The 26,245-nt window shown below is 60.7% G+C and carries 25 protein-coding genes, 2 tRNA genes and 2 pseudogenes; 16 read left to right on the top strand and 13 right to left on the bottom strand.

Translation table 11 applies throughout. The annotated features are described in order from the left end of the window. Positions 1 to 325 precede the first annotated feature (325 nt). Entirely contained in the window at positions 326 to 1,336 is a 1,011-nt protein-coding gene (locus AC6I6L_RS12305; RefSeq protein WP_497918054.1) for a nucleotidyltransferase family protein, read from the bottom strand. Positions 1,337 to 1,464: 128 nt separating this feature from the next. Here AC6I6L_RS12305 and AC6I6L_RS12300 point away from each other — a divergent pair, with 128 nt between their 5' ends. The 3 genes from AC6I6L_RS12300 (at position 1,465) to AC6I6L_RS12290 (ending at position 3,806) form a co-directional block, all read left to right on the top strand. Continuing rightward, on the top strand, positions 1,465 to 2,772 hold the full coding sequence (locus tag AC6I6L_RS12300) for a glycosyltransferase (protein ID WP_497918053.1): 1,308 nt from the start codon (positions 1,465 to 1,467) through the stop codon (positions 2,770 to 2,772). Continuing rightward, positions 2,769 to 3,386: a 5' nucleotidase, NT5C type gene (locus AC6I6L_RS12295; RefSeq protein WP_497918052.1), complete on the top strand. Its 618-nt coding sequence runs from the start codon at positions 2,769 to 2,771 to the stop codon at positions 3,384 to 3,386. Before AC6I6L_RS12300 ends, AC6I6L_RS12295 begins: the two co-directional genes overlap by 4 nt. A gap of 270 nt (positions 3,387 to 3,656) precedes the next feature. Beyond that, the gene (locus AC6I6L_RS12290; RefSeq protein ID WP_497918051.1) at positions 3,657 to 3,806 is read left to right on the top strand and encodes a hypothetical protein; all 150 of its coding nucleotides are present in this window, start codon (positions 3,657 to 3,659) and stop codon (positions 3,804 to 3,806) included. 126 nt (positions 3,807 to 3,932) lie between these two features. Here AC6I6L_RS12290 and AC6I6L_RS12285 read toward each other — a convergent pair whose 3' ends face one another. From AC6I6L_RS12285 to AC6I6L_RS12275, 3 genes are all read right to left on the bottom strand, one after another. Beyond that, positions 3,933 to 4,652 (bottom strand): CatB-related O-acetyltransferase, encoded by a 720-nt coding sequence (locus tag AC6I6L_RS12285; RefSeq protein WP_497918206.1) that lies wholly within the window; start codon positions 4,650 to 4,652, stop codon positions 3,933 to 3,935. Between the two features lie 320 nt (positions 4,653 to 4,972). Continuing rightward, the gene (locus tag AC6I6L_RS12280; protein WP_497918050.1) at positions 4,973 to 5,251 is read right to left on the bottom strand and encodes a PadR family transcriptional regulator; all 279 of its coding nucleotides are present in this window, start codon (positions 5,249 to 5,251) and stop codon (positions 4,973 to 4,975) included. Positions 5,252 to 5,496: 245 nt separating this feature from the next. After that, entirely contained in the window at positions 5,497 to 5,691 is a 195-nt protein-coding gene (locus AC6I6L_RS12275; RefSeq protein WP_497918049.1) for a cold-shock protein, read from the bottom strand. Positions 5,692 to 6,138: 447 nt separating this feature from the next. On the opposite strand from AC6I6L_RS12275, the gene AC6I6L_RS12270 reads away from it, so the two are divergent. The 3 genes from AC6I6L_RS12270 (at position 6,139) to AC6I6L_RS12260 (ending at position 9,110) form a co-directional block, all read left to right on the top strand. Further along, on the top strand, positions 6,139 to 6,858 hold the full coding sequence (locus AC6I6L_RS12270; RefSeq protein ID WP_497918048.1) for a queuosine precursor transporter: 720 nt from the start codon (positions 6,139 to 6,141) through the stop codon (positions 6,856 to 6,858). 56 nt (positions 6,859 to 6,914) lie between these two features. Beyond that, positions 6,915 to 8,021 carry an aminopeptidase gene (locus AC6I6L_RS12265; protein ID WP_497918047.1) on the top strand — a complete coding sequence of 369 codons (1,107 nt, stop codon included), beginning with the start codon at positions 6,915 to 6,917 and terminating at the stop codon, positions 8,019 to 8,021. A 474-nt stretch (positions 8,022 to 8,495) separates the two neighbouring features. Beyond that, on the top strand, positions 8,496 to 9,110 hold the full coding sequence (locus AC6I6L_RS12260; RefSeq protein WP_497918046.1) for a DUF309 domain-containing protein: 615 nt from the start codon (positions 8,496 to 8,498) through the stop codon (positions 9,108 to 9,110). Between the two features lie 141 nt (positions 9,111 to 9,251). Here AC6I6L_RS12260 and AC6I6L_RS12255 read toward each other — a convergent pair whose 3' ends face one another. Both AC6I6L_RS12255 and azf read right to left on the bottom strand, forming a co-directional pair. Further along, a complete protein-coding gene (locus tag AC6I6L_RS12255; protein ID WP_497918045.1) occupies positions 9,252 to 9,683 on the bottom strand; it encodes a calcium-binding protein in 432 nt (143 codons plus the stop codon). A 287-nt stretch (positions 9,684 to 9,970) separates the two neighbouring features. Next, positions 9,971 to 10,714 (bottom strand): NAD-dependent glucose-6-phosphate dehydrogenase Azf, encoded by a 744-nt coding sequence (azf, locus tag AC6I6L_RS12250; RefSeq protein WP_497918044.1) that lies wholly within the window; start codon positions 10,712 to 10,714, stop codon positions 9,971 to 9,973. A 178-nt stretch (positions 10,715 to 10,892) separates the two neighbouring features. Between azf and AC6I6L_RS12245 the strand changes: the two genes are divergently transcribed. Together AC6I6L_RS12245 and AC6I6L_RS12240 are read left to right on the top strand one after the other, a co-directional pair. Continuing rightward, the gene (locus AC6I6L_RS12245) at positions 10,893 to 11,270 is read left to right on the top strand and encodes a dihydroneopterin aldolase family protein (protein WP_497918043.1); all 378 of its coding nucleotides are present in this window, start codon (positions 10,893 to 10,895) and stop codon (positions 11,268 to 11,270) included. A gap of 147 nt (positions 11,271 to 11,417) precedes the next feature. Then, complete coding sequence (locus AC6I6L_RS12240) at positions 11,418 to 11,852, top strand: DUF5790 family protein (RefSeq protein WP_497918042.1); 435 nt, start codon at positions 11,418 to 11,420, stop codon at positions 11,850 to 11,852. Positions 11,853 to 11,899: 47 nt separating this feature from the next. Here the strand turns inward: AC6I6L_RS12240 and AC6I6L_RS12235 are convergent, their stop codons facing one another. Next, positions 11,900 to 12,637 (bottom strand): creatininase family protein, encoded by a 738-nt coding sequence (locus tag AC6I6L_RS12235; protein WP_497918041.1) that lies wholly within the window; start codon positions 12,635 to 12,637, stop codon positions 11,900 to 11,902. 164 nt (positions 12,638 to 12,801) lie between these two features. Between AC6I6L_RS12235 and AC6I6L_RS12230 the strand changes: the two are divergent. The 3 genes and pseudogenes from AC6I6L_RS12230 to AC6I6L_RS12220 form a co-directional block, all read left to right on the top strand. After that, positions 12,802 to 13,386, top strand: a pseudogene (locus AC6I6L_RS12230) (phosphatase PAP2 family protein); the annotation flags it as partial. 384 nt (positions 13,387 to 13,770) lie between these two features. Next, complete coding sequence (locus AC6I6L_RS12225; RefSeq protein ID WP_497918205.1) at positions 13,771 to 14,115, top strand: DUF5789 family protein; 345 nt, start codon at positions 13,771 to 13,773, stop codon at positions 14,113 to 14,115. Positions 14,116 to 14,287: 172 nt separating this feature from the next. Then, entirely contained in the window at positions 14,288 to 15,847 is a 1,560-nt protein-coding gene (locus AC6I6L_RS12220) for a sensor histidine kinase (RefSeq protein WP_497918040.1), read from the top strand. A gap of 179 nt (positions 15,848 to 16,026) precedes the next feature. Here AC6I6L_RS12220 and AC6I6L_RS12215 read toward each other — a convergent pair whose 3' ends face one another. Both AC6I6L_RS12215 and AC6I6L_RS12210 read right to left on the bottom strand, forming a co-directional pair. Further along, complete coding sequence (locus tag AC6I6L_RS12215) at positions 16,027 to 18,069, bottom strand: ABC transporter ATP-binding protein (RefSeq protein WP_497918039.1); 2,043 nt, start codon at positions 18,067 to 18,069, stop codon at positions 16,027 to 16,029. Between the two features lie 252 nt (positions 18,070 to 18,321). After that, positions 18,322 to 18,810: pseudogene (locus AC6I6L_RS12210) on the bottom strand (DUF192 domain-containing protein); the annotation flags it as partial. Positions 18,811 to 18,873: 63 nt separating this feature from the next. Between AC6I6L_RS12210 and AC6I6L_RS12205 the strand changes: the two are divergent. Beyond that, positions 18,874 to 18,947: transfer RNA gene (locus AC6I6L_RS12205), tRNA-Val, on the top strand. A gap of 225 nt (positions 18,948 to 19,172) precedes the next feature. On the opposite strand, the gene AC6I6L_RS12200 is transcribed toward AC6I6L_RS12205, so the two are convergent. After that, complete coding sequence (locus tag AC6I6L_RS12200; protein WP_497918038.1) at positions 19,173 to 20,060, bottom strand: hypothetical protein; 888 nt, start codon at positions 20,058 to 20,060, stop codon at positions 19,173 to 19,175. Between the two features lie 371 nt (positions 20,061 to 20,431). Next, on the bottom strand, positions 20,432 to 20,878 hold the full coding sequence (locus AC6I6L_RS12195) for a DUF7344 domain-containing protein (protein ID WP_497918037.1): 447 nt from the start codon (positions 20,876 to 20,878) through the stop codon (positions 20,432 to 20,434). Positions 20,879 to 21,098: 220 nt separating this feature from the next. On the opposite strand from AC6I6L_RS12195, the gene AC6I6L_RS12190 reads away from it, so the two are divergent. From AC6I6L_RS12190 to AC6I6L_RS12175, 4 genes are all read left to right on the top strand, one after another. After that, positions 21,099 to 21,172: transfer RNA gene (locus AC6I6L_RS12190), tRNA-Phe, on the top strand. 799 nt (positions 21,173 to 21,971) lie between these two features. After that, on the top strand, positions 21,972 to 22,856 hold the full coding sequence (locus tag AC6I6L_RS12185) for a DNA adenine methylase (protein ID WP_497918036.1): 885 nt from the start codon (positions 21,972 to 21,974) through the stop codon (positions 22,854 to 22,856). Positions 22,857 to 22,931: 75 nt separating this feature from the next. Continuing rightward, positions 22,932 to 24,026, top strand: a complete 1,095-nt coding sequence (locus AC6I6L_RS12180) for a restriction endonuclease, SacI family (RefSeq protein ID WP_497918035.1) — start codon at positions 22,932 to 22,934, stop codon at positions 24,024 to 24,026. A gap of 86 nt (positions 24,027 to 24,112) precedes the next feature. Further along, positions 24,113 to 24,334 carry a PadR family transcriptional regulator gene (locus tag AC6I6L_RS12175; RefSeq protein ID WP_497918034.1) on the top strand — a complete coding sequence of 74 codons (222 nt, stop codon included), beginning with the start codon at positions 24,113 to 24,115 and terminating at the stop codon, positions 24,332 to 24,334. 509 nt (positions 24,335 to 24,843) lie between these two features. On the opposite strand, the gene AC6I6L_RS12170 is transcribed toward AC6I6L_RS12175, so the two are convergent. Both AC6I6L_RS12170 and AC6I6L_RS12165 read right to left on the bottom strand, forming a co-directional pair. After that, positions 24,844 to 25,233 (bottom strand): hypothetical protein, encoded by a 390-nt coding sequence (locus AC6I6L_RS12170; protein ID WP_497918033.1) that lies wholly within the window; start codon positions 25,231 to 25,233, stop codon positions 24,844 to 24,846. 108 nt (positions 25,234 to 25,341) lie between these two features. Next, complete coding sequence (locus tag AC6I6L_RS12165) at positions 25,342 to 26,229, bottom strand: hypothetical protein (protein ID WP_497918032.1); 888 nt, start codon at positions 26,227 to 26,229, stop codon at positions 25,342 to 25,344. Positions 26,230 to 26,245: the final 16 nt, after the last annotated feature.

Here is a 26,245-nt window from a genome sequence, read left to right as displayed (position 1 = left end):
AGCCAGAATGGCCGCCTTCGTGGGAATCCGAACGTTCGGTGACGTGAGCGATCGAGTCGAACACGTCCTTGGCAATCCCAAAATCGAACGTTCGGTCCCAACCGTGTCCAAGGAGAGCGCCTCTTTCGGTTAGGTTGACAACGTCGCTCCGCACGTAAGTACTCCCGGATTGTCGGAGCGATACATCTCCTGTAGTAGAGGCGCCTCTCTTCGAGGTACATAGATCAGTGCGCGACGATTCGTCTTTCAAAGTCGATGCGGTACGAACGTCGGCACACTCACGGTGGAGTCTCCGACCTCGAGACCGAGACGGCTGTCAGGATCATCAGTGGCGAGGGGATTCGGCCGTCTCGGGTAGTCGCTTCGGTTGCCGCGCCGTCGGAATCGTCGTGTGCGGTCCAACGAGGGCGTTTTCCAGAGCGGTGTCAGTCACCGTCGCTTCGTGACCAACGAGCGTCGACTCGACGGCAGCGTCTTCGACGACGGCGTCTCGAAACACGACGGCGTGTTCGATCGATACGTTTCGCAACTCGGCGCCGGGCATGACCTGAACGTTCGGACCGAAATCGACGTTCGACAGCGTTGCCGTGTCGTGGACCCACTGCCCGCCGTCGAGATGCCAGTCGGTGGCAGCGAGGTACTCGCGTCGCGTTCCGATGTCGAACCACGGCTCGGCAAAGGTGAACGCCGACACCGCCGTGCGATCCTGTAGCCACTGAACGAACCAGCCCGGTTCGTCGGGATTGTTTCCACCGTCGAGATACGAGTCGAGACGGTCGAGCGTCTCGGGTGGAAACCCGTAGCACGCGATCGAAACCAGGGTGCTCTGTGGATCGTCGGGTTTCTCCTGAAAGTCGACGACGCGATCGCCGTTGCAGTCGACGAGACCGTAGGATTTCGCCTGCTCGGGCGAGCCGATGTCGTGAGCCGCGAGTGACGGAGTTTCGGTCTCTCGAAAGAACGTGACGAACTCGCGTACGTCGAACCCGAGCACGTTGTCGCCCCCGATTACGATCGTTTCGTCGGTAATATTCTCCCGCTCGACGAGTTCTGCGAGGGCACCGACGACGCCGAGTTTCTCGTCTTCTGCCGTCGTGCCTTCGACGGATACGGTGAGGCTGGCGTCCGTGGGTTCCTCGAGATGGTCGCGAAAGACCGACTCGAATCTAGCGTTCGTACTCACGTAGATGTCCTCGATCCGATCGTCCGCGGTGAGCTGTTCGAGGGTCTGATCGATCACCGTCGTCTCGCCGATCGGTAAGAACATTTTCGGCCGGTCTCGGGTGATCGGCCAGAGCCGCGTCGCGTACCCTCCTGCCAGCAGTATCGCATCCATACACTCACACTGCTATTTCATACATTTATATCTTTGTAATATATTATTAGTCTAATACAGTCTATAAGTAATAATAATACGTGGGTGGAATGCGAGATTTTATCACTGACCTGTTCGTGAATAGGACAATGGCATCGGACAAGCGCGTCTGTCTCGTTTCCGTTCACTGCGACCCCGCGATCGATATCGGTGGCGAGGAAGCGGGCGGTCAAAACGTGTACGTCCGGGAAGTCGGCGAGCAGTTGGCTCGATGCGGGTGGAACGTGGACCTGTTCACCAGGAAAACGGATCCGGGTCAGGAAACGGTCCACAGACACTCTCGGAACTGTCGAACGGTGCGCCTTTCGGCCGGTCCGGAGACCTTCGTCCCTCGCCAGGAACTTGCCGAATACACCGACGAGTTCGCCGCCGCCGTGAGGGAGTACTACGACGATCGCGGAGCGAAGCCGGCGGTCGTTCACACGAATTACTGGATATCGGGCGCGGTTGGCCTTGCGCTGCAGGATGCGTGGAACGTCCGCCTTTTTCACACATACCATTCGCTGGGCGCGGTCAAATACGACGCCGTCGAGGACGTTCCGCCGATCGCGGAGACTCGTCTCGAAATCGAGAACGCGTGTCTCGAACGCGCTGACGCCGTTATCGCGACGAGTCCGGTCGAAAAAGCCCACATGGAACGTCTTCTGGAGGCGTCGGGAACGATCACGATCGTCCCGTGTGGCACCGACACCGATCGATTCTCGCCACGCGATCGGCGCCGGGCTCGAGCGGAACTCGGTCTCCCGATCGAAGGCGACCTCGTCTGTTATCTGGGCCGCTTCGACAGGCGAAAGGGGATCGAAACGCTCGTCAGGGCGGTCGGAGACTGCCTCGAGGAGTCTCGGGATCGATCGCTCTCGCTGGTCATCGGCGGCGGCTGGAGTTCGGATAAGCCCGACGAAGCCGAGCGAAAGCGAATCGGTGAGATCGTCGACGAACTCGGAATCGCCTCGGTGACGACGTTCACCGGGCGACTCCCCGCCGACGCGCTTTCACAGTACTACTCCGCGGCGGACATCTGTGTCGTTCCGAGTCACTACGAACCGTTCGGCCTGGTCGCGATCGAAGCGATGGCGTGTGAAACGCCGGTGATCGCGAGCGACGTCGGCGGGTTGGGATACACGATCGAGCATCGGGAAACCGGACTGCTGGTTCCACCGCGGGACGTAAACGCGTTTGCCGATGCGATCGACGAGGTACTGACTGACGACGAACTCCGTGCAACGCTCGGCGCACAGGGTCGAACGCGCGTCGTCTCGAAGTTCAGTTGGGAATCGGTCGCAGCTGCCCTCGTTCGACAGTACGAGACCGCTGGGACGACTCCACAGCCAGAAGCCAACACGATTCCACAGCCCGAAGCAGACGCGCAAGCGAATCACGAGGGGAGCGACGAATGACGGCCGGTCGGGACTCGAATACACCGGAGGTGATCGGCGTCGATATCGATGGCGTCCTCGTCGATCACATCTCCACCCGATGTAAACTCATGCGAGACCTTTACGACGTGGATATCCGCCCTGAAGACGTCGAGACGCCGCGCCCGCCGATTCCGGTGGAGGGCATCTCGAGAGCGGATTTCAATCGTGAACTGCACGAGAATTATCCCGAGCTGTTCGTCCAGATGACTCCCATCGAGGGGGCGATTGCGGCGTTAGACGAACTGCGAGGAGCCGATCGCGAAATCTGGCTCGTCACCCATCGACTGACCTCGATCGAGCAGTACAGCGATCGGTGGCTCGCAACGCACGACGTTCCCTTCGATACGGTCATCTACGAGGCTCCGGAGAATAAGGCGGATATCGCGGAAATCGACCTGCTAATCGACGACACTCCTCGGGTCGTCCGCGACAGTTCTCGATCGGGGCTCCCGTCGATACTGTTTACCAGACGGTACAACCGCCACGTCGACCTCACGCATCCGGATGCGTATCGAATTGCGAACGCACCCACGCTGGAACGGCAGTGGGAGCGGATCGTTCGATTGATCGAGGAACGGGCACCGTCTCGGTGACTACAGGGACGTGAAGTACCTCGGGGACAAGCCCCGAGGCTTCACCGTTTTGAGCGCACGTCCCAAAACGGGCCGTGCCGTCGCGGGCGAATGTAATTCCCCCCGACCTTCCCAAGATGAGTCGGCTGGAATTACCACCCGAACGTTCGCTGCGTCGTGAGGGTCGGTCGCTCCACTCGACCCGACAACACCCGTCTCACCCGGATGCTATGACCCTCACGATGCTACTTCATCGGTAGGCTTTACAATTGATACGTCGTACTGTTCGGTATGAACGTTGACGAACTCCTCGAAGGGGAATCACTCACGGGCCGACAGGCAGCAATCATTTTCTTTACGTTTCTCCTTCTCATCGTCCTGGCTGGGCTCTTTCTGATCGTCTTCAGTGACCTGTTCCGAGGGATCATCGGAGCCGTCTGAAATGGATGCGTACGGCGATCCGAGGACGAATACAGCAGCGCACTCCGGCGTTTGTGCCACAAGCAGTTGGCAGGGGTCTAACACAATCAAAAACCATCAGAACAGGGCCGACGACGCCGTCTCTCCTTACGACTCCGGTCTGGGGTGCCGTGGCGAGGTCGCCTCGACCGAGACGTCTCGAGCGGTCCGGAGCGAGCGATCGAAGAACTCCGCGTGAGCGCGGATTTCGGTCTCGTCCCACTCCCACCACGACAGCTCGAGCAGCGCCTCCCTGACGGGCTCCGGGAACCGCCACCCGATCCGTTCGGCGGGCGTTCCGGCGACGATCGCGTACGGTTCGACGTCTTTCGTAACGATCGCCCCGGCGGCGATGACGGCCCCGTGGCCGATCGTCACACCGGAGAGGACGGTCGATCGGGCACCGAACCAGACGTCGCTTCCGACCGTGATCGGGCCTTTCGTAGTGTACGGTAACTCGCTGTCGAGAACCGTCTCGTAGAGGCGACGCTGAACTGATGGCTTCCCAGTCTCGTGGTTTGGTTCCTGAAAGATCGTGTTTCGGGCGATCGCACAGTAGTTTCCGACGGCGACGTCGCCGATGAGTTCACACCCAGGTTCCAGATTCGTCCCTCGTCCGACCGTGACAGTACCACTGAGAATCGTTCGTGCACTCAGTCTCGCACGCGCCCGGAGGTCGATGGTTCCCCGAAGCAGACACCGCGGTGCGATCTGGGCGGACGGTGCGACGCGTAGCGTCGTCTCGCTCAGTGCGTTGACGAGTCCGTGAGTCCGCTGTGGATATCCGAGCATCGAAAGAACGGTCTCGGAGAGATCGTCGAGGGGCATGAGATCTACTACAGCCATTCGTCCGCTTAATAAATCACGACCGTTTCACCGTGTTCGGTGCGTGTACTTTGACAAGCGATAAAAAAGCAGTACCTACCAGTCTGCAGGTCGCAACCGGGTGTCGAGCGATTACGTCTATAGTAGCTACTGAACGTCGATGCACACCTGATCGCAGGACGGCGTTGCGATCAGTGTGTAACTCGTTTCGGTGGCTCCTATAGCTGGGGTGACCGTCGCCCCCTCTTGGACATCCTTGCGGCGGCGTCATCGCACCACTGACGCGGACGAGCATACGCCTTCGAGTGATGTCGGACCGGGAGCTACAGCTCGTCGAGATACTGTGCTTCCCACTCTCGGCGGTGCTCGATCTGGCGACGCCCATCGTCGCTGATCGCGTAATAGTTCGTTCGGCGGTCGAGTTGGCCTTTTTCGACGTAGCCTTTGTTGACGAGGGTATCGAGGTTCGGATACAGTCGACCGTGATTGATATCGCTGCTGTAGTAGGTCTCAATCTCGTCTTTTACGTCCTGTCCCGACGGCTGGTCGGCTCCCGCGATGACGTACAGGAGGTCTCGCTGGAACCCGGTCAGATCGTCCATGGGGTATCTATCTATTCCCACCGGCAGACTGCGTGTTTGTTATCGATAACGTATTAGTTGTTTGCCGTTCGGATCCGGGTCCGTAATCGACGGGCCGATCCCGATGGTGGGCCCTTCTTATCGTAGCCGTCGACTACAACGTGCGATCGGTGGTCCGTCGGATCGACTGACCAGTCGCTCGTCGAACAGTGTTCTGAAGAATTGAAAATCGATACGGTACCCGTTACCGAACGCAGAAAGCCGTGTTACAGGCGGTTGACGTTGGTGGCGCGGGGGCCTTTGGGGGCCTGTTCGATATCGAATTCGATCTCTGTGCCTTCTTCGAGGTCCGGACCGCCAACGTCTTCCATGTGGAAGAATACGTCATCGTCCGCGTCGTCCGTCTCAATGAAACCGTAGCCGCCTGTGTCGTTGAAGAAATCAACGTTTCCTTTCGCCATTGCAATTCAATCAAACCCCGACACACGTATAACAGTTGTGTTATAGATTTCCTCTCGAAACGAAAATAACTCACGTCGGATACTGCTGTCTCTCGACTCATTTTCGTAAAAACGCGTGGAACGAGTTTTCTCGGACAGCCGAAATGATGGCTCTCACCGCAACAGAACGTCGACACTCCTGTTGCGAGAGCTGACCGGAGACCAACCCTCGAGCGCTGTGTGGCGGTGACAGGTCGCTCCCCACGAGACCGCGTCGAGGGCGAGAGAACCGCTATCGGCAACAGTGCCGACCGACCGTTCGTCCAGAACTGCCGCGTCCTGATACTGGTACGAAACCGCACGGGTACCGTTCACACGGCCCTGACCATCGCTGACGAGTATTGGAGTCGCCCCGAAATCCGACCTGAATAGCACCGTTTAGGTACGTTGACTGGAAACGCAGGAACTATGACTCACCGTTCCGACACACCGACGATCGCACAGGTGTCGCTGATCGGACTGTTCGTGGCGGCACTCGTCACGGCACAGCTGACCGCCTCGAAGGTGCTCGCGTTCGACCTTCCGTTCGCGCTTCCGATCACGGGTGGGGAACTCGTACTCCCCGGTGCCGCGCTCGCGTACGCGCTGACGTTCCTCGCGAGCGACTGTTACACCGAACTGTACGGCAAGCGAGCGGGACAAGTCGTCGTCAACGTTGCCTTTGCCCTGAATTTCGTCGTGCTGGTGCTCGTCTGGTCGACCATCGCCGCCCCCGCCGCCGAGGCGAGCGTCGACCCCGCGGCCTTCGAGACGGCACTCGGCGCGTCGACGAACGTCGTCCTCGGCAGCCTCGTCGCCTACCTCGTCAGCCAGAACTGGGACGTCTGGCTCTTTCACAAGATCCGTGAGGAAACCGGGACCGAGAAACTCTGGCTCCGAAATATCGTCTCGACCGGCACGAGTCAAGCCATCGACACCGTCATCTTCGTCTCGATCGCGTTCGCCCTCGCGCCTGCCCTCCTCGGCGTCGGCATCGTCTTGCCGCTCGACGCGATTCTGGCGTTGATCGTCGGCCAGTACCTGCTGAAACTCGCGATCGCGGTTCTCGACACGCCGGTCGTCTACGCCGTCGTCGCGCTCGTCCGATCGCGGGACGGCTCGGACGCCGGCGACGCGTCGATCGCGTAGTCGACGAGCGCCCGCTTCCTGTCGGACTTTTAGTTCCCCGCGCCCGAGCCACGGGTATGGACGATCGCGTTCGCGAACACGCCGAGGTACTGGTCGACTGGAGTGCGCGGGTCCAAGCGGGCGACAACGTAGTTCTCACGGTCGGGCCCGACGCCCACGAACTTGCCGTTGCAGTCGCGGAGACGCTCGGCAAGCGAGGGGCGAACCTGCTCGCAACCTACAGTTCCGGGGAGATTATGCGCGCGTATCTTCGGGCACACGACGGCGAGTTCGACGAAAACCCGGTCCACGAACTCGCACTCCTGGAGGAAACCGACGTCTACCTCTCGCTGGGTGGTGGCCGAAACACGAGCGCGACCGCCGACGTTCCGGGCCAGACGCGGCAGGCTTTCGACAGCGCGCGCACCGAGATCCGCGAGGCCCGGTTCGATACCCGCTGGGTCTCGACGGTCCACCCGACGCGATCGCTCGCCCAGCAAGCGAACATGGCCTACGAAGAGTACCAGGAGTTCGCGTACGACGCCATCCTGCGAGACTGGGAGTCGCTGGCCGAAGAGATGGCCCAGCTGAAAACGCTTCTCGACGAGGGCAGCGAGGTGCGACTCGTCTCGAACGGAACGGATCTCACGATGTCGATCGAGGGCCGGATCGCCGTTAACAGCGCGGCTTCGGTCGCCTACGACTCGCACAACCTACCGAGCGGCGAGGTTTTCACCGCACCCGCTGCTACCGAGGGTGAGGTCACGTTCGACGTTCCGATGACGATTCGCGGGACGCCGGTTCGGGACGTTCGGCTCACCTTCGAGGGCGGTGCGGTCGTGGACTACGCGGCCGACCAGGGCGCGGACGTGATCGGAGAGATCCTCGAGACGGACGAGGGTGCGCGCCGTCTGGGCGAACTCGGCGTCGGGATGAACCGCGGGATCGATCGGTACACGGACAACATCCTGTTCGACGAAAAGATGGGCGAGACGGTCCACCTCGCGCTCGGCAGAGCCTACGACGCGTGCCTCCCCGAGGGCGAGTCGGGCAACGACTCCGCCGTCCACGTCGATCTCATCTGTGACGTTAGCGAGGAGTCTCGACTCGAGATCGACGGTGAGGTCGTCCAGCGAGACGGACAGTTTCGGTGGGAAGAGCGCGATTCGAAGCGAACGGAGTGAGCGAGAATCGCGGATAGCGAACGGCGACCACCGGGAGCCGTGAGTAGCGGGACTCGGAGCGAGCGCGGTTCGGAGCGAGCGCGATTCGAAGCGAACGGAGTGAGTGAGAACCGCGGATACTGAGCGGCGAGTGTAGCGGGCAGCGAGAAGGCGCTCGAAACGTAGCCCACAGGCTCGACGAACGATGCCCGTGACGAAAGACACGATCGAGCAGAAACACCTTAACGACGGTAATCACAGCCTACCACCCGTCTCTCCGGCCTTGAGATCGTCGAAGCCGCCGCATAGTAATGTGTGGGAGCGGCTTCCGTGCTGGTACCGCCGTGGCTGGTGGCGGTCAGTAACCGGCCTTGGGGCGGGCCGTTGTGCACCGCCCCTGTCCCCCGTTCGACAGTTGTCTGCCCGCCCTGCCGGAGGCGGTACGTATCCGGCGCTCACCGGTTCCATTATTTTCATTCGTCGCCAACTGGCGCTATGCGCAACCGACTCCGGGCGGGCGTCGCAATCTACAATGACGGCTACTACCACGCCGCACACGACGCCTGGGAGGGGTACTGGCTCGACCTCGAGACCGGCACCGACGACGAGCGCCTGCTACACGGGTTGATTCAGTTCACGGCCGCCGTCTATCACGCCCGCAATCGAAACTGGGCGGGTGCCGTCGGCCTCGCTACGAGCGCTCGCGAGTACCTCGCGGCCCTCCCCGCGGACTACCGCGACGTTGGTCTCGACCCGGTTCGCTCCGCTCTGGAGACGCTGGCGACCGATCCCGAAGTCATCGAGCGTCGCCCCCCGCAGTCGATCGAACACGAGGGAACCGTCCCCACTCTCGGGACCCTCGATTTCGAGGCGATGGCGGTCGCGGCGACCGTCCTCGCCGCGGAACTCGGGTTCGAGGCGGAACCGATCGCGCGGGCACGAAGCTACGCGGAACGCGACCTCGCGGCCGGTAACGACGGGAGCCGGTTCATTTCGCTGCTGTTCGATTTCGTCCGCGAGGACGACCACCGCGGGATCGTGTTCCAGCGGTTGCAGGCCCACGTCGATCGGCGGTGCGCTCGCGAAAGGGACGTTGACGCGCTGTTTTGACGTAGACTGCTCCGGAGTCCGATCGCTCGCACGGTCGATATCGCTCTCGACACCTGATAGCAGGCTGTCAGGCCGAATCCCGGACGCGTGACTCCGAGGCGATTCACCGCGGAGGGGCTGTCATACGAATCAGTGTCCGTATCAGAGGTTCGGATCGACTTCGATCAGGTTAAGCTCCGAATTTCGGAACGATGCGGAGTCGTCGAACGTTCCCGAATCGCCTTCGTCGACGTCGAGTTCGTCTTCGTCGACCAGGATATAGCCGAGGATACCCACCGACCCGCCGACGTCGATCTCGATGGCGTAGGCCTGCCAGTCGTCGGGACTGTCGAACTCGCCGTCGAACGACGCCAGGATTTCGTCTTTCACCGACGTATCGAACTGGGCGAGGACCTCGAAGTCCACGTCCGGCAGGTAGTACTGGCCGGGGACGACGACTTCCTCTTCGTTCTGGGCGGTCGCTGTCCCCGTTACGGCGCTGGCACCGACTCCGAGCGCGGTGGCGGCGAGCGCTCCCTCTTTCAGCCGGCTGCGATCTGAATCCGTAGACGGGTTCTGGTGTTCCATTGTCATGGTGTTTCACCCCATTTTCGGGCTCGGGACTATTGGCCGACGCGACGAATAAACGCCTTCGATCGTTCCCCCCTACCCCGATCGAGTAATACCCAACTGAGTCAGGTCGGGTCGCTCGCTTGCCGTCCAATCGCCCGTTTGCGCCTGATGCCTCCGAATCACGCCCGCGGCGAAAATATATCGACAACCGTTGTTTTATCCGAAAATAATTCTGGTGTCTCTGATACGTCAGCAGAATCGTCACATCTCGGTCGGCGGCCGCGTCGGAGACTGCGAGAACTCGATCGTCAGTCGTGTCGGGCCGAGTTGTCCCGTGGCTCGTAGCCGAGCACATCGCGGGCGCGATCGATCGAGTAGTACTTGCGATCGTTGTCGGAGATGCCGTAGACGATCTCGTACTCGTAGTCGGCGCGGATGCAGCGATCGAAGAGGTGGGCACAATCCCGGTAGGAGAGCCACATGGCCTGCCCGCGCTCGTAGTCGATCGGCGGGTGGCCTTCGGTGAGGTTGCCGATGCGGACGTTGCTGACGGAGATGCCGTACTCGTCGTGGTAGTACCGACCGAGCGATTCGCCGGCGACTTTCGAGACGCCGTAGAGGTTCCCCGGTCGGGGGAGTTCGGTGCCGTCGAGCAGGTAGTCGTCGTGGGAGCGGTACATCTCCGGCGTGCGCTCGTCGGTTTCGTAGGCCCCGACGGCGTGGTTCGAGGAGGCGAAGACGACCTTTTCGACGCCGGCGTTGACGGCGGTCTCGAAGACCGTCTGGGTCCCGTCGATGTTGTTCGTTAGGACGCTCTCCCACGGTGCTTCCGGACGCGGGTCGCCCGCGAGGTGGACTACCACGTCGATTCCTTCCATCGCCTCGCGGACGGCAGTTTCGTTGGTGATATCCGCGACGACGAATTCGCCTGGGTGGTCGTCCGTCGGCGGGTCGCGATCCATCAAGCGCCACTCGTGCTCGTCGGCGAGGCCGCCGAGGATCGCCTCTCCGACGCGCCCCGCAGCCCCCGTGAGCAGGACCGACTGTGCCATTCGTTCGGTGTGAGGCAGAGAGCCGATAAGTACCATGCGATTCCGGGTTCGTCCGATCGTCACTGACACACGTCGGCGGGTTGCCATGCTGACCCGAGGCGGCGCCGTCACGTGCCACCGGTCCAGACTGCAAGCACGGACCGGAACCCCCTTGCCGACCGCCGGCAAGAACTCGAATATGTCCGATGGCCCACCGGCAGACGCCCAGCCAACCGACGCCGAAACCGCCTGTTTCGAGGCCGGGATCAAGTTCGGCTCGCTCTATCACCAGTTCGCCGGCGCGCCGATCTCGCCCGACAGCGCGTCCAGTCTCGCGCGAGCGATGGAGGAATCGATCGAGAACCAGCCCCACTGCGTGGACGTCACGGTCGATGTCAAAACCGACGAGGTCGAAGCGGCTCTCGCGGATTCGACCGCCAGCTACACGGAACTGACGGGCCGGTTTATCGACGCCGAAATCGTCATCAAGTACGAGGGCTGTACGGTCGTTACCCGCATGGAGATGGACGACGGCTACCCGCTGATGCGCCTCGAATCCGTCCGCGATCGGAACTGATCGCGATCGGCCGTCGCGTTGACGGTTTTTCCGATCACCTTCCTTTCGAAACCTCGCTGCCGATCGATCGATACTGTCTCGCTGCCGTCCGTTTTCACTTTCACTTTCGGGCTATCTTTTAACCCCAATCCCCGTGAAGGTGGTACCATGAGTCAAGCGACGCTCGGTGACGACGACGAACTGTTCGGTGAAGCGGCCAACGAGATGCGTGAGGACGTCGAATCCTCGCTCGAAGCGGCCTGGGATGCGTTACCCGACGCCGACGACATCTGGGAGAGCGACGCTGACAACGTTCTCGGGGTCCTCAACGGACTCAAGTCCGCACTCGACGCCGGCGACGCCGAGGACCATCTTCGCGACGCCAAAAAGTGGTTCACGATGGGGCAGCGAGCCGACGCCTTCGACGACGCCGACGATCTCGAGGAAGAGATTGGCGACCTCGAGGACGCGGTTACGGACATCTCGGATGCGGGCGAGCAGGTCGGCGATCTCACGTCGACGATTCCCGGCCTTCGGAGCACGCTCGAAGCCGCCGGTCCGGACGACGACGCTGACGACGCCGAGGGTGACGAGGACGAGTAACGATCGCTCCCGGACACCCGCTGTCGTCACCGTGCCGTCACCGGCGTTCAGCGATCGTCGGGTCGAGAGATATCCCGTTCGGCGACCGCCTCGAGCAGCCTTGCGAGTGACTCCGCTGCCAGGTCGAGCAGTGTCTTACCGAGTTGTGCGTCGCCGGCCGTCGGATCGCCGACGACGCCGTTTCCGGTAAATTCTGCCGAGTCGTAGGCCAGATTCGCGTGACTCGTCCACTCGCCCCAGCGATCGGCCCGACCGTCCCGCGCGTCTTCCATGCGGTCCTCGCGGACGAGTTCCGGTTCGACGTGGCGAAGGAGTGCCGTTTCGAGCGGGCCGCCGTGGCCCATCTCGGCGGAGTGCTCCCCGACTGCATCGAACCACGTAAACGGGACGGCGTAGGCCGCCCCCGATCGAGTCAGGCCGCCGCCGACCTCCCGTAGCGCGTCGATATTCCCACCGTGACCGTTGACCAGCACGACCCGATCGAACCCGTGATAGGCGAGGCTCTCGACGGCGTCGCGGACGTACGCTCTGAACGTGTCCTCGGAGACCCACATCGTGCCGGGAAACTGGCGGTGTTCTTCCGCGATCCCGATCGGAATCGCCGGCGCGCGAACCACGTCGCGATCGAACCGATCGAGAGCCGCGTCCGCGACGGCCTCGGCGGTAATCACGTCCGTTCCCAGCGGCGCGTGGGGCCCGTGTTGTTCCGTGCTGCCGACGGGGACGACCGCGAGGTCGGTGTCGGCGTCCCGAAGGTCGGTCCAGGTCGCCTCGGAGAGGTTCATACCAGTGTGCTCCGAGCGAGCGGACATGAAACCACGGGTGGAGCGTCCGCGAACAACGGATCGGGCATCCGCGAACCACGAGTCGGACGTCCGCGATCGTCTTTCACGATCTGCTTGCGAGCGCCGATCGGGTGGTTTTCTCCCGCCGAGTCGAACCGGTTTGCATGTACCGCGGTGGGGACCTCCTGGAGGTCGTTCACGGCACCGTCCCCGACTGGCTACTCGTGCTCGCAGCGATCGTCACGCAACTCGGTAACGTCTGGGTTCTCGTCGGGATCACGATCGTCGCCTCCTGGATTCTCACGGTAGGCGGGGGGCGAAACGGGGCCAGTCGTGGAGACGATTCTGAGGTTCCTGACGGCCTCGATCGCGACGTGAGCGGCCCCTGGACGGTCGGCGTGCTCTTCGGCGCGTTTGCGCTGTTGACTGCCCTGAAGTACGATTTCGCACTGGCCCGGCCGCTACTCACTCCGGTGGCACCCGCCCTGTTGCCGGCCACGCTCGAGTCGCTGTTCGTCGCAACCGTGACCATCGGCGGGTACGGCTTTCCAAGCGGGCACGCCCTCGGATCGGCCGTCGCGTACGGACTGTTGGCGACGACGCTCCGGGTCGGGTCCTGGCGTGTGCGGTTCGCCGTCGCTGCAGTTCTGACCGTCTCGATCGCGCTCTCGCGGGTGGTCCTCGCGGTACACTACCCGACCGACATCGTCGTCGGACTCGCCGTTGGCGTCGCCTACCTCGGCGGCGTCCTGTGGCTTCTCGATCGAACCGCGATCGATCGAACGACGGTCGCGTTCGCGCTCGCACTCGGACTCTCGATCGTCGCGATCGTCAGTAGCGGTGCCGGCGGCCGGTCGGTCACGTACGGCGCGTTCGCCGCGAGCGGACTCGCAGTTTGGTCGATCGGCCGGCCGCCGGATCGAGCGCCCCACCGGATATCGCTACGCGGCGGGGTAACAACGGTTGCCCTCGTTGCGCTCGCCGCGATTGGCGTTCTCTGGGGCGGTCCCGTCTCGATCGCTCTGGGTGCGTTCCTCGGTGTTGTGACTGTTCTTCCAGCGGTTGACGTGAACCGCCGGACGGTGGCGAACGCAGGGCCAACCGGTATCCCTAACGGCCCGCAGTATCCGACCATGGCCGACGAAAACCGCGAACTCGGCGTCGAACTCGGTGACCTCGAGCGGGAACTCGAGAGCCAGGAGTATCCGGTCAGCCAGGACGACCTGCTCGAAGAGCACGGCGACGAAGAGATCGACATGGGCGAGGAGACGATGACGCTCGAGGAACTCATCGGGCCGCTGAACGAAGACGAGTACGAGGACTACGGTGCGGTCAAGCAGGCGATCATGAACATGGTCAGCGACGAGGCGATCGGCCGGAAAAACTACAGCGATCGGACGCCGCCGGCGACCGGCGAGCAGCGACAGGACGAGGGCGCGCCGGACCAGGAGGGCCAGAGTGGACAGGAGTCGTTTTGAAATCGGGCGGTCGAATCGCGGGGACCGCCGCGGCATCGTACGGTCTGGTGCACCTGTAACCGGTGTCCCTGCATGACGGGGCGGAGGTAGGCCGAAACTGACGGACAGGGGTTCGTATCGGGAGTTGCATCGATCGACACTTTCTGGTAGCCTGCGATTAGTTACCAGCCTAATGAGACGTGGACCAGGGGAGCGGCGGATCAAACTCGGCGGATTTGCGGTCGCACTCGTGGGATTTCTGCTCACGAGATTTATGGTTGCAACCGCGTTCGTTTTCGAGGATTCGTTTCTCCGGTTCGTCGTGACCGGTGGGATCCCGTTGGTTGTCGGCCTCTCGCTGACCGTTTTCGGTGTCGGACTCGCGATCAGTACGTTCTCTCGGGCAACCGTGAACACCATCGCGAAGTGGTGTATGCTCGGACTCTCCGGAATGGCTGTTATTGCCGGTGCCAGCGTCTTCGATACGGGTTCGATGGATGTCATCTCCGAACTGTCGGCACCGTTGCTCGCCAACATCTTACTCGGCGGTGCCGTCGCCGGAACGATCATCGGTGTTCGATCCGCACAGCGGCAGCGACAGCGTTGCGAACTACAGCACCACGTCGATCGAGCGACGCTCGTCAACCGCGTGCTTCGCCACGAAGTTTTGAACGCCGTCACGATCGTTCGGGGCTATGCCGGCCTGTTCCGTGAGGCGGACGGGACCGAGGGAGCGACCGTCGACGCGGCGAACGCCATCCGCGACGAGTCAGTCCGCATCGAGAGCGCGATCTCACAGGTCGAGTTCCTCAACGATCGCGCAGGGGCGAAAATCGAGGGCGCGGTCGACCTCGGTGCGGTGCTCGAGGCAGAACTCGAGGCGATCCGCGATCGATATCCGGACGCCGAGATTAGGGTCCGAGGCGAGCTCCCCGTGTCCTGTCCGGTCGTCGGCACCGATCGACTCGGAACGGTCTTTGAACACCTCCTCGAGAACGCGGTCGTCCATACCGATGACGGGGTCACGGTCTGGCTGTCCGTCGTCGAGGACGCCGCCGGAGTCACCATCAGGATCGCAGACGACGGCGACGGACTCGATCGCGATCAGCGCCAGCTTCTCGAACGCGGTGTCGTCCCCGAGTACGACGATCCGTCCTCGGGGTTCGGACTTACGTTCAGTCGACTACTCGTCGACCGAACGGGCGGAGCGATCACCATCGGTGATGTCGAGTCCGGGGCGGATGGAACCGTTCTCGACGTTCGACTCCGCAAGCCGTCGCCGGGCAACGGTCGCGACCCCACGGTTACGCCGTATGGTATTACGTCGGCCGAGCTGTCGATCGCCGCCGCCGTTTCGGTCGTCGCAGGGGTTGCGATGGGCGTCGTTCTGAACACGCTCGCTGGTCTTCTCCCCGTTATCGGTTCGCTGTACGGCGTCTCGAATCCGATCGTCGGGTGGACGACGCACCTGTTTCACAGCGTCGTTTTCGGACTGCTTTTCGCCGGAGCGGTGACGCTCCCGTCGCTGGAACGGCACGGTGACAAACTCAGTATTTCGACGCTCCTCGGAATCGGATACGGATCCATCCTCTGGCTCATCGCAGCGGGGCTGATCATGCCGGTCTGGCTCTCGCTCGTCGGGATCGACGCGTCGCTTCCCAATCTGACCGGCGTGAGCCTGCTCGCCCACGTCGTCTGGGGGGCAGTCCTCGGTGGGGGCTACGCGATCGGGAGTTCCCGATTCGTCGAGTAGGTTCTGACCCTTCGCCCAGACGGACTCCTGTCCGTTATTTCCGGTGTACCTGCCTCCATCGTGGGGGGACACCGGTTCACAGGTACAACAGTCCGCCTCAGACGGATTCGTGTCATCGATTACCGCCGATCGGCCAAGACGGTTCGCCGTTCGGCGGTACCGACGGACACGAATCCGTATCAGTCGTCGTCGTCGCCAACGTCTGCGTCGACCTCCGTCCGCGCCTGCCGGCGCTGGGCGCGCTCGATGAACTCCTGTGGCAGGTTGTCGATCTCGCCGGCCTGGACGCCCCAGAGGTGCGAGTAGAGTCCGCCGTTTGCCAGGAGCGCCTCGTGAGTGCCACGCTCGACGATCTCGCCGCCTTCGAGGACCAGAATCCGATCGGCGTCTTTGATCGTCGAGAGGCGATGGGCGATCGCGAACGTCGTCCGATCCGCGGCGAGGTCGTCGATCGACCGCTGGATGAGCATCTCAGTTTCGGTGTCGACGTCGCTGGTGGCTTCGTCCAGCACGAGAATGTCGGGGTCTTTGAGGATCGCACGAGCGATCGAGAGCCGCTGGCGCTGGCCCCCGGAAAGTTTGACGCCGCGTTCCCCGACTTCGGTGTCGTATCCCTCCGGCAAATTCTGGATGAACTCGTGGGCTTCGGCCATCTTCGCCGCCTCGACGACGGCCTCGCGATCGGCGTCGAACGTCCCGTACCGGATGTTCTCGGCGACGGTGCCGTAGAAGAGGAAGGTATCCTGGCCGACGTAGCCCATCGACTCCCGGAGGCTCCGAAGGGTCACGTCGCGAACGTCCGTGCCATCGATCCGGATCGCGCCCGCGTCGACGTCGTACAGCCTGAGCAGGAGTTTGAGCACTGTCGACTTGCCGGCACCTGTCGGGCCGACGAGCGCGACCGTTTCGCCACCCTCGGCGGTGAAATCGATGTTCTCGACGATCGGTTCCGTGTCTCCCGGGTCGTGGTGCGCTTCGGTCGATCGGTCCGAGTCGTTGTGCATTTCTGTCGGCCGATCCGAGGCGCGTGCCCCCTCGCTATTCTCGTAGCCGAACGTGACCCGATCGTACTCGACGCGCCCCTCGGTAACCTCGAGGTCGCCGGCCGCGGGATCCTCTCCGACGCGATCGGGTTCGTCCATCAGGCCGAAGATGCGCGCCGAGGAAGCCCGAGCGCGCTGGTACATATTGATTATCTGGCCAAACTGGGCCATCGGCCAGATGAACCGCTGGGTGTAGAGGACGAAGACGACGAACATCCCCTCGCTCAACTCGCCCGAAAAGGGGCCCGGTGTGCCCCCGATGACCCAGAGGCCGCCGACGACGAACGTGATGACGAAGCCGATTCCGGCGAGCACGCGCAGCGCGGGGAAGAACTTGATTCGGGTCGTGATGGCGTCCCAGTTGGCGTCGAAGTACTCCTTGGAGACGTCCTCGACGCGATCGGATTCGTAGGATTCGGTCGTACTCGATTTGATGACGCTGATGCCGCCGAGGTTGTTCTCGAGTCGCGAGTTGACCTTGCCGACGGTCGACCTGACGACGGCGTACTTCGGCTGGATGATCCTGATGAACAGGTACGTAAAGGCCGCGATCAGCGGGACCGGAAGCAGGGCGACCAGTGCGAGTTGCCAGTTGATCGCAACCAGGAGCGCGCCGATGCCCAGGACCATTACCACCAGTCGGAACAGGGAGTTCATCCCGTCGTTCAGAAACTTCTCGAGCCGGTTGACGTCGTTCGAGAGGATCGACATCATCTCGCCGGTCTGCTTGTCCGCGAAAAACGCCATGTTCAGCCGCTGCATCTTGTCGTAGGTGTCGGTCCGGATCTCGTGTTGGATGTGCTGGGCGAACGTGTTGAACCCCCAGTTTCGGGTCCAGTGAAAGACCGCGCTGAACAGGAACGCCCCCGAGATGATGGCGATCGTCAGCCAGAACTGCTCCATTCGTCCGGCGGGAACGTACGGGGCGACGGCACCTCCGCCGATCGGGAACGACTCGGCGTAGCCCGCCTCTTGCAGGATCACCGCGTCGATCGCAACGCCGAGCATGAGCGCTGGCAGGAGATCGAGAATCCGGGCGGCGATACTCGCGAGGATGCCGACCGTTGCGGACTGCCAGTACCCCGACCCGTACTCGAGGAACAGTCGCTTCATCGGATTCTCGATCTCCTCGCGCTGTTCTTCGAACGGGTCGTCTTCGTCCCAGTCGACGCCGCTCATTATCTCGCTTCCGGGACCGTCGCCAATAAGGGTTTGCTACGAACCGAAACCCGCCGGTTCGGCGGACGACCGATTCGGAGCGATCGACGCGCTGGCCGCCGTCACTGACCCGCTTTCCGCCGTCACCGACCCGCTGTTCGCCGTCACCGACCCGCTGTTCGCCGTCACCGACTCGCGTGCCGCCGTCGCGGAATCGATCGCCTCCGCGGGCGCTGGGCTCGATGCCGTCTGCAGCACGCTGACTTCGTTGGACTCGAGGTCGATCGAGACCTCGTCACCGACCGCGATGCCCGTCTCGTTTGCGTAGCCGCGTGGCACTTCGAGAACCCACTTCGCTCGCCCGGAGTACCGGAGGTCCTCGCCGTCCTCGTCGGCTTCGGGTGCTCGGGCGTGTTCGATCGTCGTGATCTCTCGATCGGCGTCGATGAAGATGATGTCGATGTCGAAGTCCATCTCCCGCATCACGTAGGTCCGCTCGCCCTCGCTCGGATGGACGAACAACATCCCGGTTCCCGGCTCGAGTGACTCGTGATCGCTCAACCCGGTGTACCGTTCGGCCTGGGAGTCTGCGACTTCGACATCGACGACCGCTTTCGGCTCTCCCTCCTCGTCGAGGACGTGGACTTCGCCCTCCTCTGCTCCCCACGGTGCGGAGACGACCCCGGTCTGGACGAGCACCACGAGCGCGATCGCGACCACGGCGATCGCGAGCAGCCCCTTCCAGACGCGTTCGAGAACCATGCCCGGATATCTGCCACGCGAGAAAGTAAAGGTTATTCGGACGGGGCGATTTGACCAGGGTACGGGCTCGTGGTCTAGCTGGTTATGACGCGGCCTTTACAAGGCCGAGGTCGGTGGTTCGAACCCGCCCGAGCCCATTTTTGTGGCGAGCAACCCGCGAGCCACAGAAATGTACGCGAGGGCGGTTCGAACCAGACCAGTCGCAGCGGCCGAACGACGTGAGGCCGATCGTCTGGGCGAGGTTCGAACCCGCCCGAGCCCACTACTGCTGTCGCGAACGATCCGCGAGCGACGGCATCGTAATGAACGTCTCGCGTACCGATCGTCCGTTCGCATCGATGCGTACCGTTCCCGGGCCTCGCTTACGATCGGTTTCGAGACGTTTTGACGCGATGGGCGAGTAGCGACGCGATCCCGCCGAGACTCGCGACGACGCCGAACCCTGGGACGGAGTCGGACGCCCCGTCGTCATCTTCGTTCGAGTTCCCACCGTCACCGGTGTCGGTACTGTCGGTTCCATCACTCGTTCCGTTTTCAGCGGGCCCGTCGCCCGAAGCCTCGTCCGATTCGTCCGGTTCGCTCATCTCCGGATCGGACTCCGTCCCGCCGTCATCGCTTCCCAGCCCGTCCTCGTCATCCAGTTCTTCGTCGCCGCGCGTGGCGATGCGAGCGAACACCGGTTCGTCGTACTCGAAGGTTCGATCCTCGAGGACGTACGTGACGTGGACCGACGACGGCGTGGCCGCTGCCAGCTCGTCACGACCGATACCGGGATCGTCATCGTCCGTACCCCAGACGGAGACGATCGCCCCGGGGTCGTCGCCCGGCACTCTCGTCGAGACACCGCCCCCGACTCGTCCGTCATCGATCTCGAGTTCGTCCGCCACGTGGTCTGTAGCAGCTCTTGCAGCGGCGCTTCGCGTACGGAGTCGTCCCCACCGTTCCCACGCCATCGTTTCGTACACCGGCTCTCGTTCCGGCGGGTCGTCGCCGTCACGTTCCCCTGGATCGCCGGCTGTACGCCACGCCGCGACGTACCGGACTTCGTCGGTGTCTTCGAGGTACTTGACGTGCTCGTCGTCTTCTGTCGTCTCCACGTCGAGTGATTCGTCGCGTTCTCCCCGGACGATTTCCGTGCGTTCCTGAGCGGGCACCTGTCCGCTACCGCCATCGGCCACGACGCCGTCCGCAGCGAGTGCCGTTCCGGAGATGGCGACTGCGATCGTTGACAGGACCGAACGCCGATTCATACTGATCCGTTACGTCAGACCTGATGAATATCTTTACATAACTCAAAAATCGATTTCACCGATCGCTGCGTTGGACGGCCGCGTTCCCTGTTGTACACGTGTGCTCTCGACCAGCGGAGAGCGCTGACCGACTCGCCCGGAATACGACGATACGTTAGCCTCTGTGGGCGACCCGTTCAAATCTCAATCGCTCGTCTCCAAACGGCCCGATGTCACGGGTGTCGGCACTTTCAACGGTTCCGTTTTCGAGACTGCGCTGTGGCGTCGGGTTAGTATCGTCTCGGTATTTTTCGATGCCCCCTCGAACCGACCGCGAATAACCGATTGTAGCCGGCGATTGCAAGGAGTAGTACTATACTACGATCGGTCAGTCAGTGCTTGAGTCGGGCGACGTTTTCGCGAATCTGGCCGAGCAGTCCCTCGTCGGACTCGGCCTCGAGGGCGGTGTGCAGCGTCGAGTTTTCGGGTTCGTCCTTGACCACGACGCGGAGGTACGGTTCGAGTTGCTTGAAATTATCCGCGAGAACGACGGTGTGGTTTTCCTCGTCGTGGTCGACCACACCGGCGTCGGCAAGTTTCGGGACGTGACACTGGACGGAGGAGACGTAGACGCTCTTGTACTCGTTTTTCGCAACCTCTTCAGGTGGCACATCGTGTTCCCAGCCAGCGACTTGCTCGGCGACCGTCGATAGTTCGATCGGTCCGTCCTGTCCGCGGAGGGCGTACAGCAAGTAGCGGCGACGGCGGTTCGCCAGCAGTTCCAGGATGATGTCTGCCGACAGTTCGACATCCTCCTGGTCCGAGGCAAGGGCATCCATAACACGATGTTACCCGTCAGCGCAGAAAAGGGTGTCTTGAATATCCGAAATTCCAACCAACGGGATACAGGGACCGGCTACTCCGGCTGTATTCTCACTATTACTGATCATCGGTCGGCGTTCGATCGCATTACTCCGGGAAATGACTCGTTCCACCGGTCGCTAGATGACGATGCCGATTCGAAATCCTTTTTTATACCATGGCCGGAGAGATAGATGAGCCGCCTTAGCTCAGACTGGGAGAGCACTCGACTGAAGATCGAGCTGTCCCCGGTTCAAATCCGGGAGGCGGCATACTTTTCGCGAGGCAACTTGCCGAGCGGAAAGTATCCACCGACCGGTTTGAATCCTAGAAGTCGCAGCGGTCGAGCGTAGCGAGAGCGACCGTCTTCTTCCGGTTCAAATCCGGGAGGCGGCACTTCTCATTGCGAACAACTTCGTGAGCGGTGAGACTGCGATCCGATCGGAGTTGAACTAGACCGAGGCTCTGTGAGCGTAGTGAGCAGATTCTCGGGCGTAGTCCACAACTCGGGAGTCGGTATCCCCTTACCGGTTGAATTAAGACCGACAGCCTACGTGCCGTCCTGCGATTAGCACTTCACTCGTGCGAGTTCGATCGGTGAGTGAGCGTGCCCACTCACGTCTTGTGTTCTGCGAATATTCATACGGATTGGGGACAATATTACTACCGACAAACTCCCTTCTTGAGCCGCCTGCGCTATGAATTCGACATTCAACTAAATTCCTCTCCAAATGTGTGGTCACTCCTCGAAGCCGCAAACCGCAAACACGGGAAGGGATTCCTGTGGCAGCAAGGTAGCCTCGTCACCACGTATCATTTGAGAACTGTCGATTTTTCATTAACACGTCTGAGAATTTTGCCATAGGGTGTACGTCCACCCAAGATTGAAAATGTGTGCAATATATGTGAGACAGCATGGGTACAAAGTTACGGAAGTAATTCCCCTTGAACCGGGTGAAATTGAGGTTCAACAACCGGAAAGCGGTTCGAGTAGGCTCAATCTCTTGTCGTAGTCGCTATTCAACGAGAAGTGAATCCTTATAAGCGATAGCAAACCATTTTACACCACGTATGAGTAAGGCGCTTCCATTTCGCTGGTACGGTGGTAAATACAGTCATCTTGACTTTATATTGGCACAGCTCCCGAAGGCTCACCAATACATAGAGCCATTTGGCGGAAGCGCCGCAGTTCTAATAAACCGAGAACCAAGCCCTGTAGAAACATATAACGATTTAGACAGCGACGTAGTGACTTTCTTTAAGATTCTCCGTGAGGATCGGGATGAACTTCTCGAAAAGATAGCACTCACTCCATTTAGCCGTGAAGAACTCGCTCATGCAGTCGAGCAGAAGAACAACGATGAACTAAGCAATATGGAGCAGGCTCGGTTGTTCTTTGTCCGTGCAGGTCAGACGCGTTCTGGATTGGCCCAGGAGGCCACGCCCGGACGATGGGCCTACTGCAAATCAACCTCGCGTCGAGATATGTCGGGTGCAGTTTCACGGTGGCACGGAAGACTCGAACAACTATACGACGTTGCAGACCGGCTCCGTCGAGTCCAAATCGAGAACAAACCTGCTATCGAGGTTGTCGAGCGTCACGATGATGAAGACGCCTTGTTCTACTGCGACCCACCATATCCGCACGGAACAAGAGGAGACACTAACTCGTATGGTCACGAGATGAGTGATGAGGAACACCGGGAATTAGCCGAGGTTCTTCGGAATGCAGAGGGGAAAGTTGCTGTCTCTGGATACAAGTGTGATCTGTATAGAGAAGTCTTCGAGGATTACGGTTGGAACCGTGTTGACGCTGAGGAGAAGACGATGCACACGACCAAAGATAAGCGGCAAGAGAGTCTTTGGTTGAATTACGAACCGCCGAATCGTCACGTAAATCCCGGTCTCGACAAAGACGCTAATCAGCAAACGCTCTCCGAGGTGTCAGATGAGTAATTATGTCGAACCTTCCCTTCATATTGCTTTTTTGCGATATATGACATTTATGTGCTATATTAGAAGTACGTCTCGGTGTCTAACTTGGCGGAAGAGAATGTCAGTTCTGAGGAAGCCTCGAAGATTCTGAACCGAGAATGGAAACACGTTCAATCCGATGACCAAACCGATTACATAGACGATGACTTTGTTCGGACGAAAATCAAGGAAGTTCTAACCGATTCGAACAAGACGTATCGCTACATCTTGGTGAATGCCGCACTCTCGAAGGCGACGAATCCTAACATTCACTATCGGGCTTTGCAGGCAGGGTCTTCGCTTGAAGGTGCATACGATGCTCGTTCTGTCGCACACGATGCTCTGGTTCCTTGGGAGAAAGGGCACGGTGAGCGTCTTGGAGGAAGTCCTGAACCCTTCGTGAATAATCCTGCTCGCCACCCTGAAGTTGATACCAGTAATCGTGCCCGCTCAAGTCAGAAGCAGGAACGTCTCTACAAATTGTTACAGCGGATGCAAAACCAAGTCGAAGAGGGGGAACTCAACCCAACCAACATTCTTCGGCAGACCTTGCAAGCAGTCTCGGAATTAGAGTCGAAAACAGTTGAGTTCGAATCGCCATCTGATGCACCATACGACGTAATCGCTCTCAATATTAGAGAGTATCTGAGAGAATCAGGTAACGGTGAACGCCTACCTGCCGCCGTTGCAGGTATTATGCAGACTTACTACGAACACGCTGGTGAAGGTGATTGGCGGGTAGACTGCGAACACGCTAATGTCTCTGACGAGTTTTCGAAGGCGGCAGGTGACGTTGAAATCTTCTACGATGATGAGTTGCACAAGGCGATGGAAATTAAGGACAAACCTGCCACACAGAGTTCAGTTCAACACGCTATTGAGAAGGGGCGCATAAACGAACTCGGTGAATATCTGTACGTCCTTGGTGCGGGATTCAAACCGGGAGAGGAAGGTGATGCACGTCAAGAAGCGGAAGATGCACCTATCGAGCTCATATTCATCACTCCCGATGAACTTATAAGCTCTCTGAAACTTGTTGACGACGTTGAGCGAGTCTTTTTTCTTGAAACCGTTGGCAAGTTCTTGAACGATATGCGGGCCAATCAGTCGAATAAGAACGCATTCACGGAGATGGTTGAATCTATCAAGTAAACATATGCCGGTTTCAACCGATATAATGTAAATAAGGGATACGCTTTAATCCAGTAGATAGCGTGTCTCTCATTGGTGAAACTAAGATGCAGGTTCTCCGTCTTCTAAATGAGTCACCATCTCATGGATATAAGATGCATAAGGAAATTGGTGTTACTACTTCGACCATTTATCAACATTTTGATGAACTTGAGGAGGCAGGTATGGTTGAATCTAATCCAGTCGAAGGCGATACTCGCAATCGGACGGAATACCGTATTACTGAGAAAGGCCGTCAACTGCTCGACCTACTCACCGAAGAGGAATAAGACGGGTTCTGGAATTTTGACAACCTTCGTGGCCAAGGATTCAAAAGCAGTCTGTCATCAGAAGGCGAACACCTGTGTTTCAATGAATATGTGTGAACACAAAGGGCATTTCGGCACTGTCTAGTTGAGTCGGTTTGGGAAGCGAATAGAATTGTTGAGTGAATTGGCTTAGTGCTCGTAGACCTGCTCAGCGGGGGCTGTGAGGCTGATTTAGAAGAACCTTGGAAGAATGAGTGGACGGCGACGCCCGTCAGGGCACTACAACTTTCAGAGACCGTACCAAGCACTCGATGGAAAGACGCCGGCCGGAGAGGTGCTAAACTAGACAGTGTTCTATCATCGAGGGTTTCAGTGACTTTACCCTTCTATAGTGCAAACTGAACTGAATTACACACCGATCGCACTGTCCGTGGTTCTCGCTCACTTCGATCGCTCCGGACTACGTTTACTCCGAACTGCACTCCCGTCGTGCGATCGGGTGTGCAGTGACGTTCAGTGGCTACTATTGGTCACTCGATCGCGACCAGATACGCCAGCAGGACGACGTTGATCAGCACGCCCACCGCGCCCTTTTCGACCAGCAGATCGAGCCGGCCGTCCCACATCGAGACGATGACGATCGTCGAGAGGAGCGCCGAACCGACGACGATCCCAGCCCACCAATCCAGTCGGAGCACGTAGCCCGCGCCGCCGAGAGCGAACCCCACCGCCACCGCAACGTACAGTACGCTAGCCGCGGTCAGGATCGTCCCCTCGGGTGCGATCGACGAGAGGAGCCAGGAGTGACCGTTCCACCCCATCTGATCCTCGACCTCGATCCAGCCCCGACTCAACACGACGTACCACAGGTGGACGAACCCGTGGAGCACGAGGAAGATCCCGAAGACAAGCCTAAACACGGCGGTCACCACGATCGCTGCGATTTGCCAGGTACTCCCGAACGAACGGCCGCGACGCGAGCGGGACCAGCGGGCAGCGACCCCGTACCGGGTGGCTCCGTGCTCGCATCACGCGTCCTCTCCGGAGCGATCCGGGGTCGATACCGGGTTGCAGTCGTCGACTACGGACGCCGCTGACGGGTGTCGAGGGCCGATCGATCGCAGGAACCGGCCCAGCAGCGCGAGACTCGACAGCGTCAGGGTGCCGAAGACGGCGAGGACGGGGATCGGAACGAGCTGGCCGTCGCGGAGCTGGAAGGCGGCCATCGCCAGCACGGCCAGCCCGAGCGTCGCCGCCTTCACGAGGAGCACGGCGGTGAACGCGTACCCCCACGCCCGACGCTCGCGAAGCCAGTACGCCGTGAGTAGGAACGCCGGTAGGATGATCCCCAGGTCGAGCGAGTGGATGACCGACGTCGGTAGTGCCGCCTCGGCAACGCTTGGCGGCGTCGTCCCGGCGACGATTGCGGGCACCACTTCGGCCAGCCACAGGAACGCGACGAGCGCTGCCAGCAGGACCTGGAAGGCGACGTACGGTCGAACGGAGAGCCCCTCGGCGGCCCGCTTCACCTCGGTGGCGTCGAGTCGGACCAGCCCGCCGACGAAGGTGACCAGGGTGAGCCACAGCAGCGTCGTGTAGACGAGGTACAGTTCGTTGAACGCCGTCATGAACGCGTAGGAGGCGTACGTGTACAGCAGGTAGCCGTCCACGCCGAGCCAGACGACGTAGCCGCGCAGCGATCCCCGGGCGGCGTAGTACAGCGCGATCGCAAAAACTGGCAGTGCCACGAACAGCGTCAGCAGGTCCTGCCCGTAGAGCTGCGGGAGGAGCACCGGGGCGTCCCGGTAGAATCCGGGGACGAACAGCCCGACGATCGTCGCGATCGCAGCGAGAACGATCGTCGCGAGAGACGCGAGGGCGTACGGTCGAGGAAGCGAGCCGTTGGTTCGGGTCACGGGTTGCCTCGCGGGA

The sequence above is a fragment of the Halosolutus sp. DAT137 genome, assembly GCF_059736405.1.
This window is presented reverse-complemented; position numbering and strand designations above follow the sequence as displayed.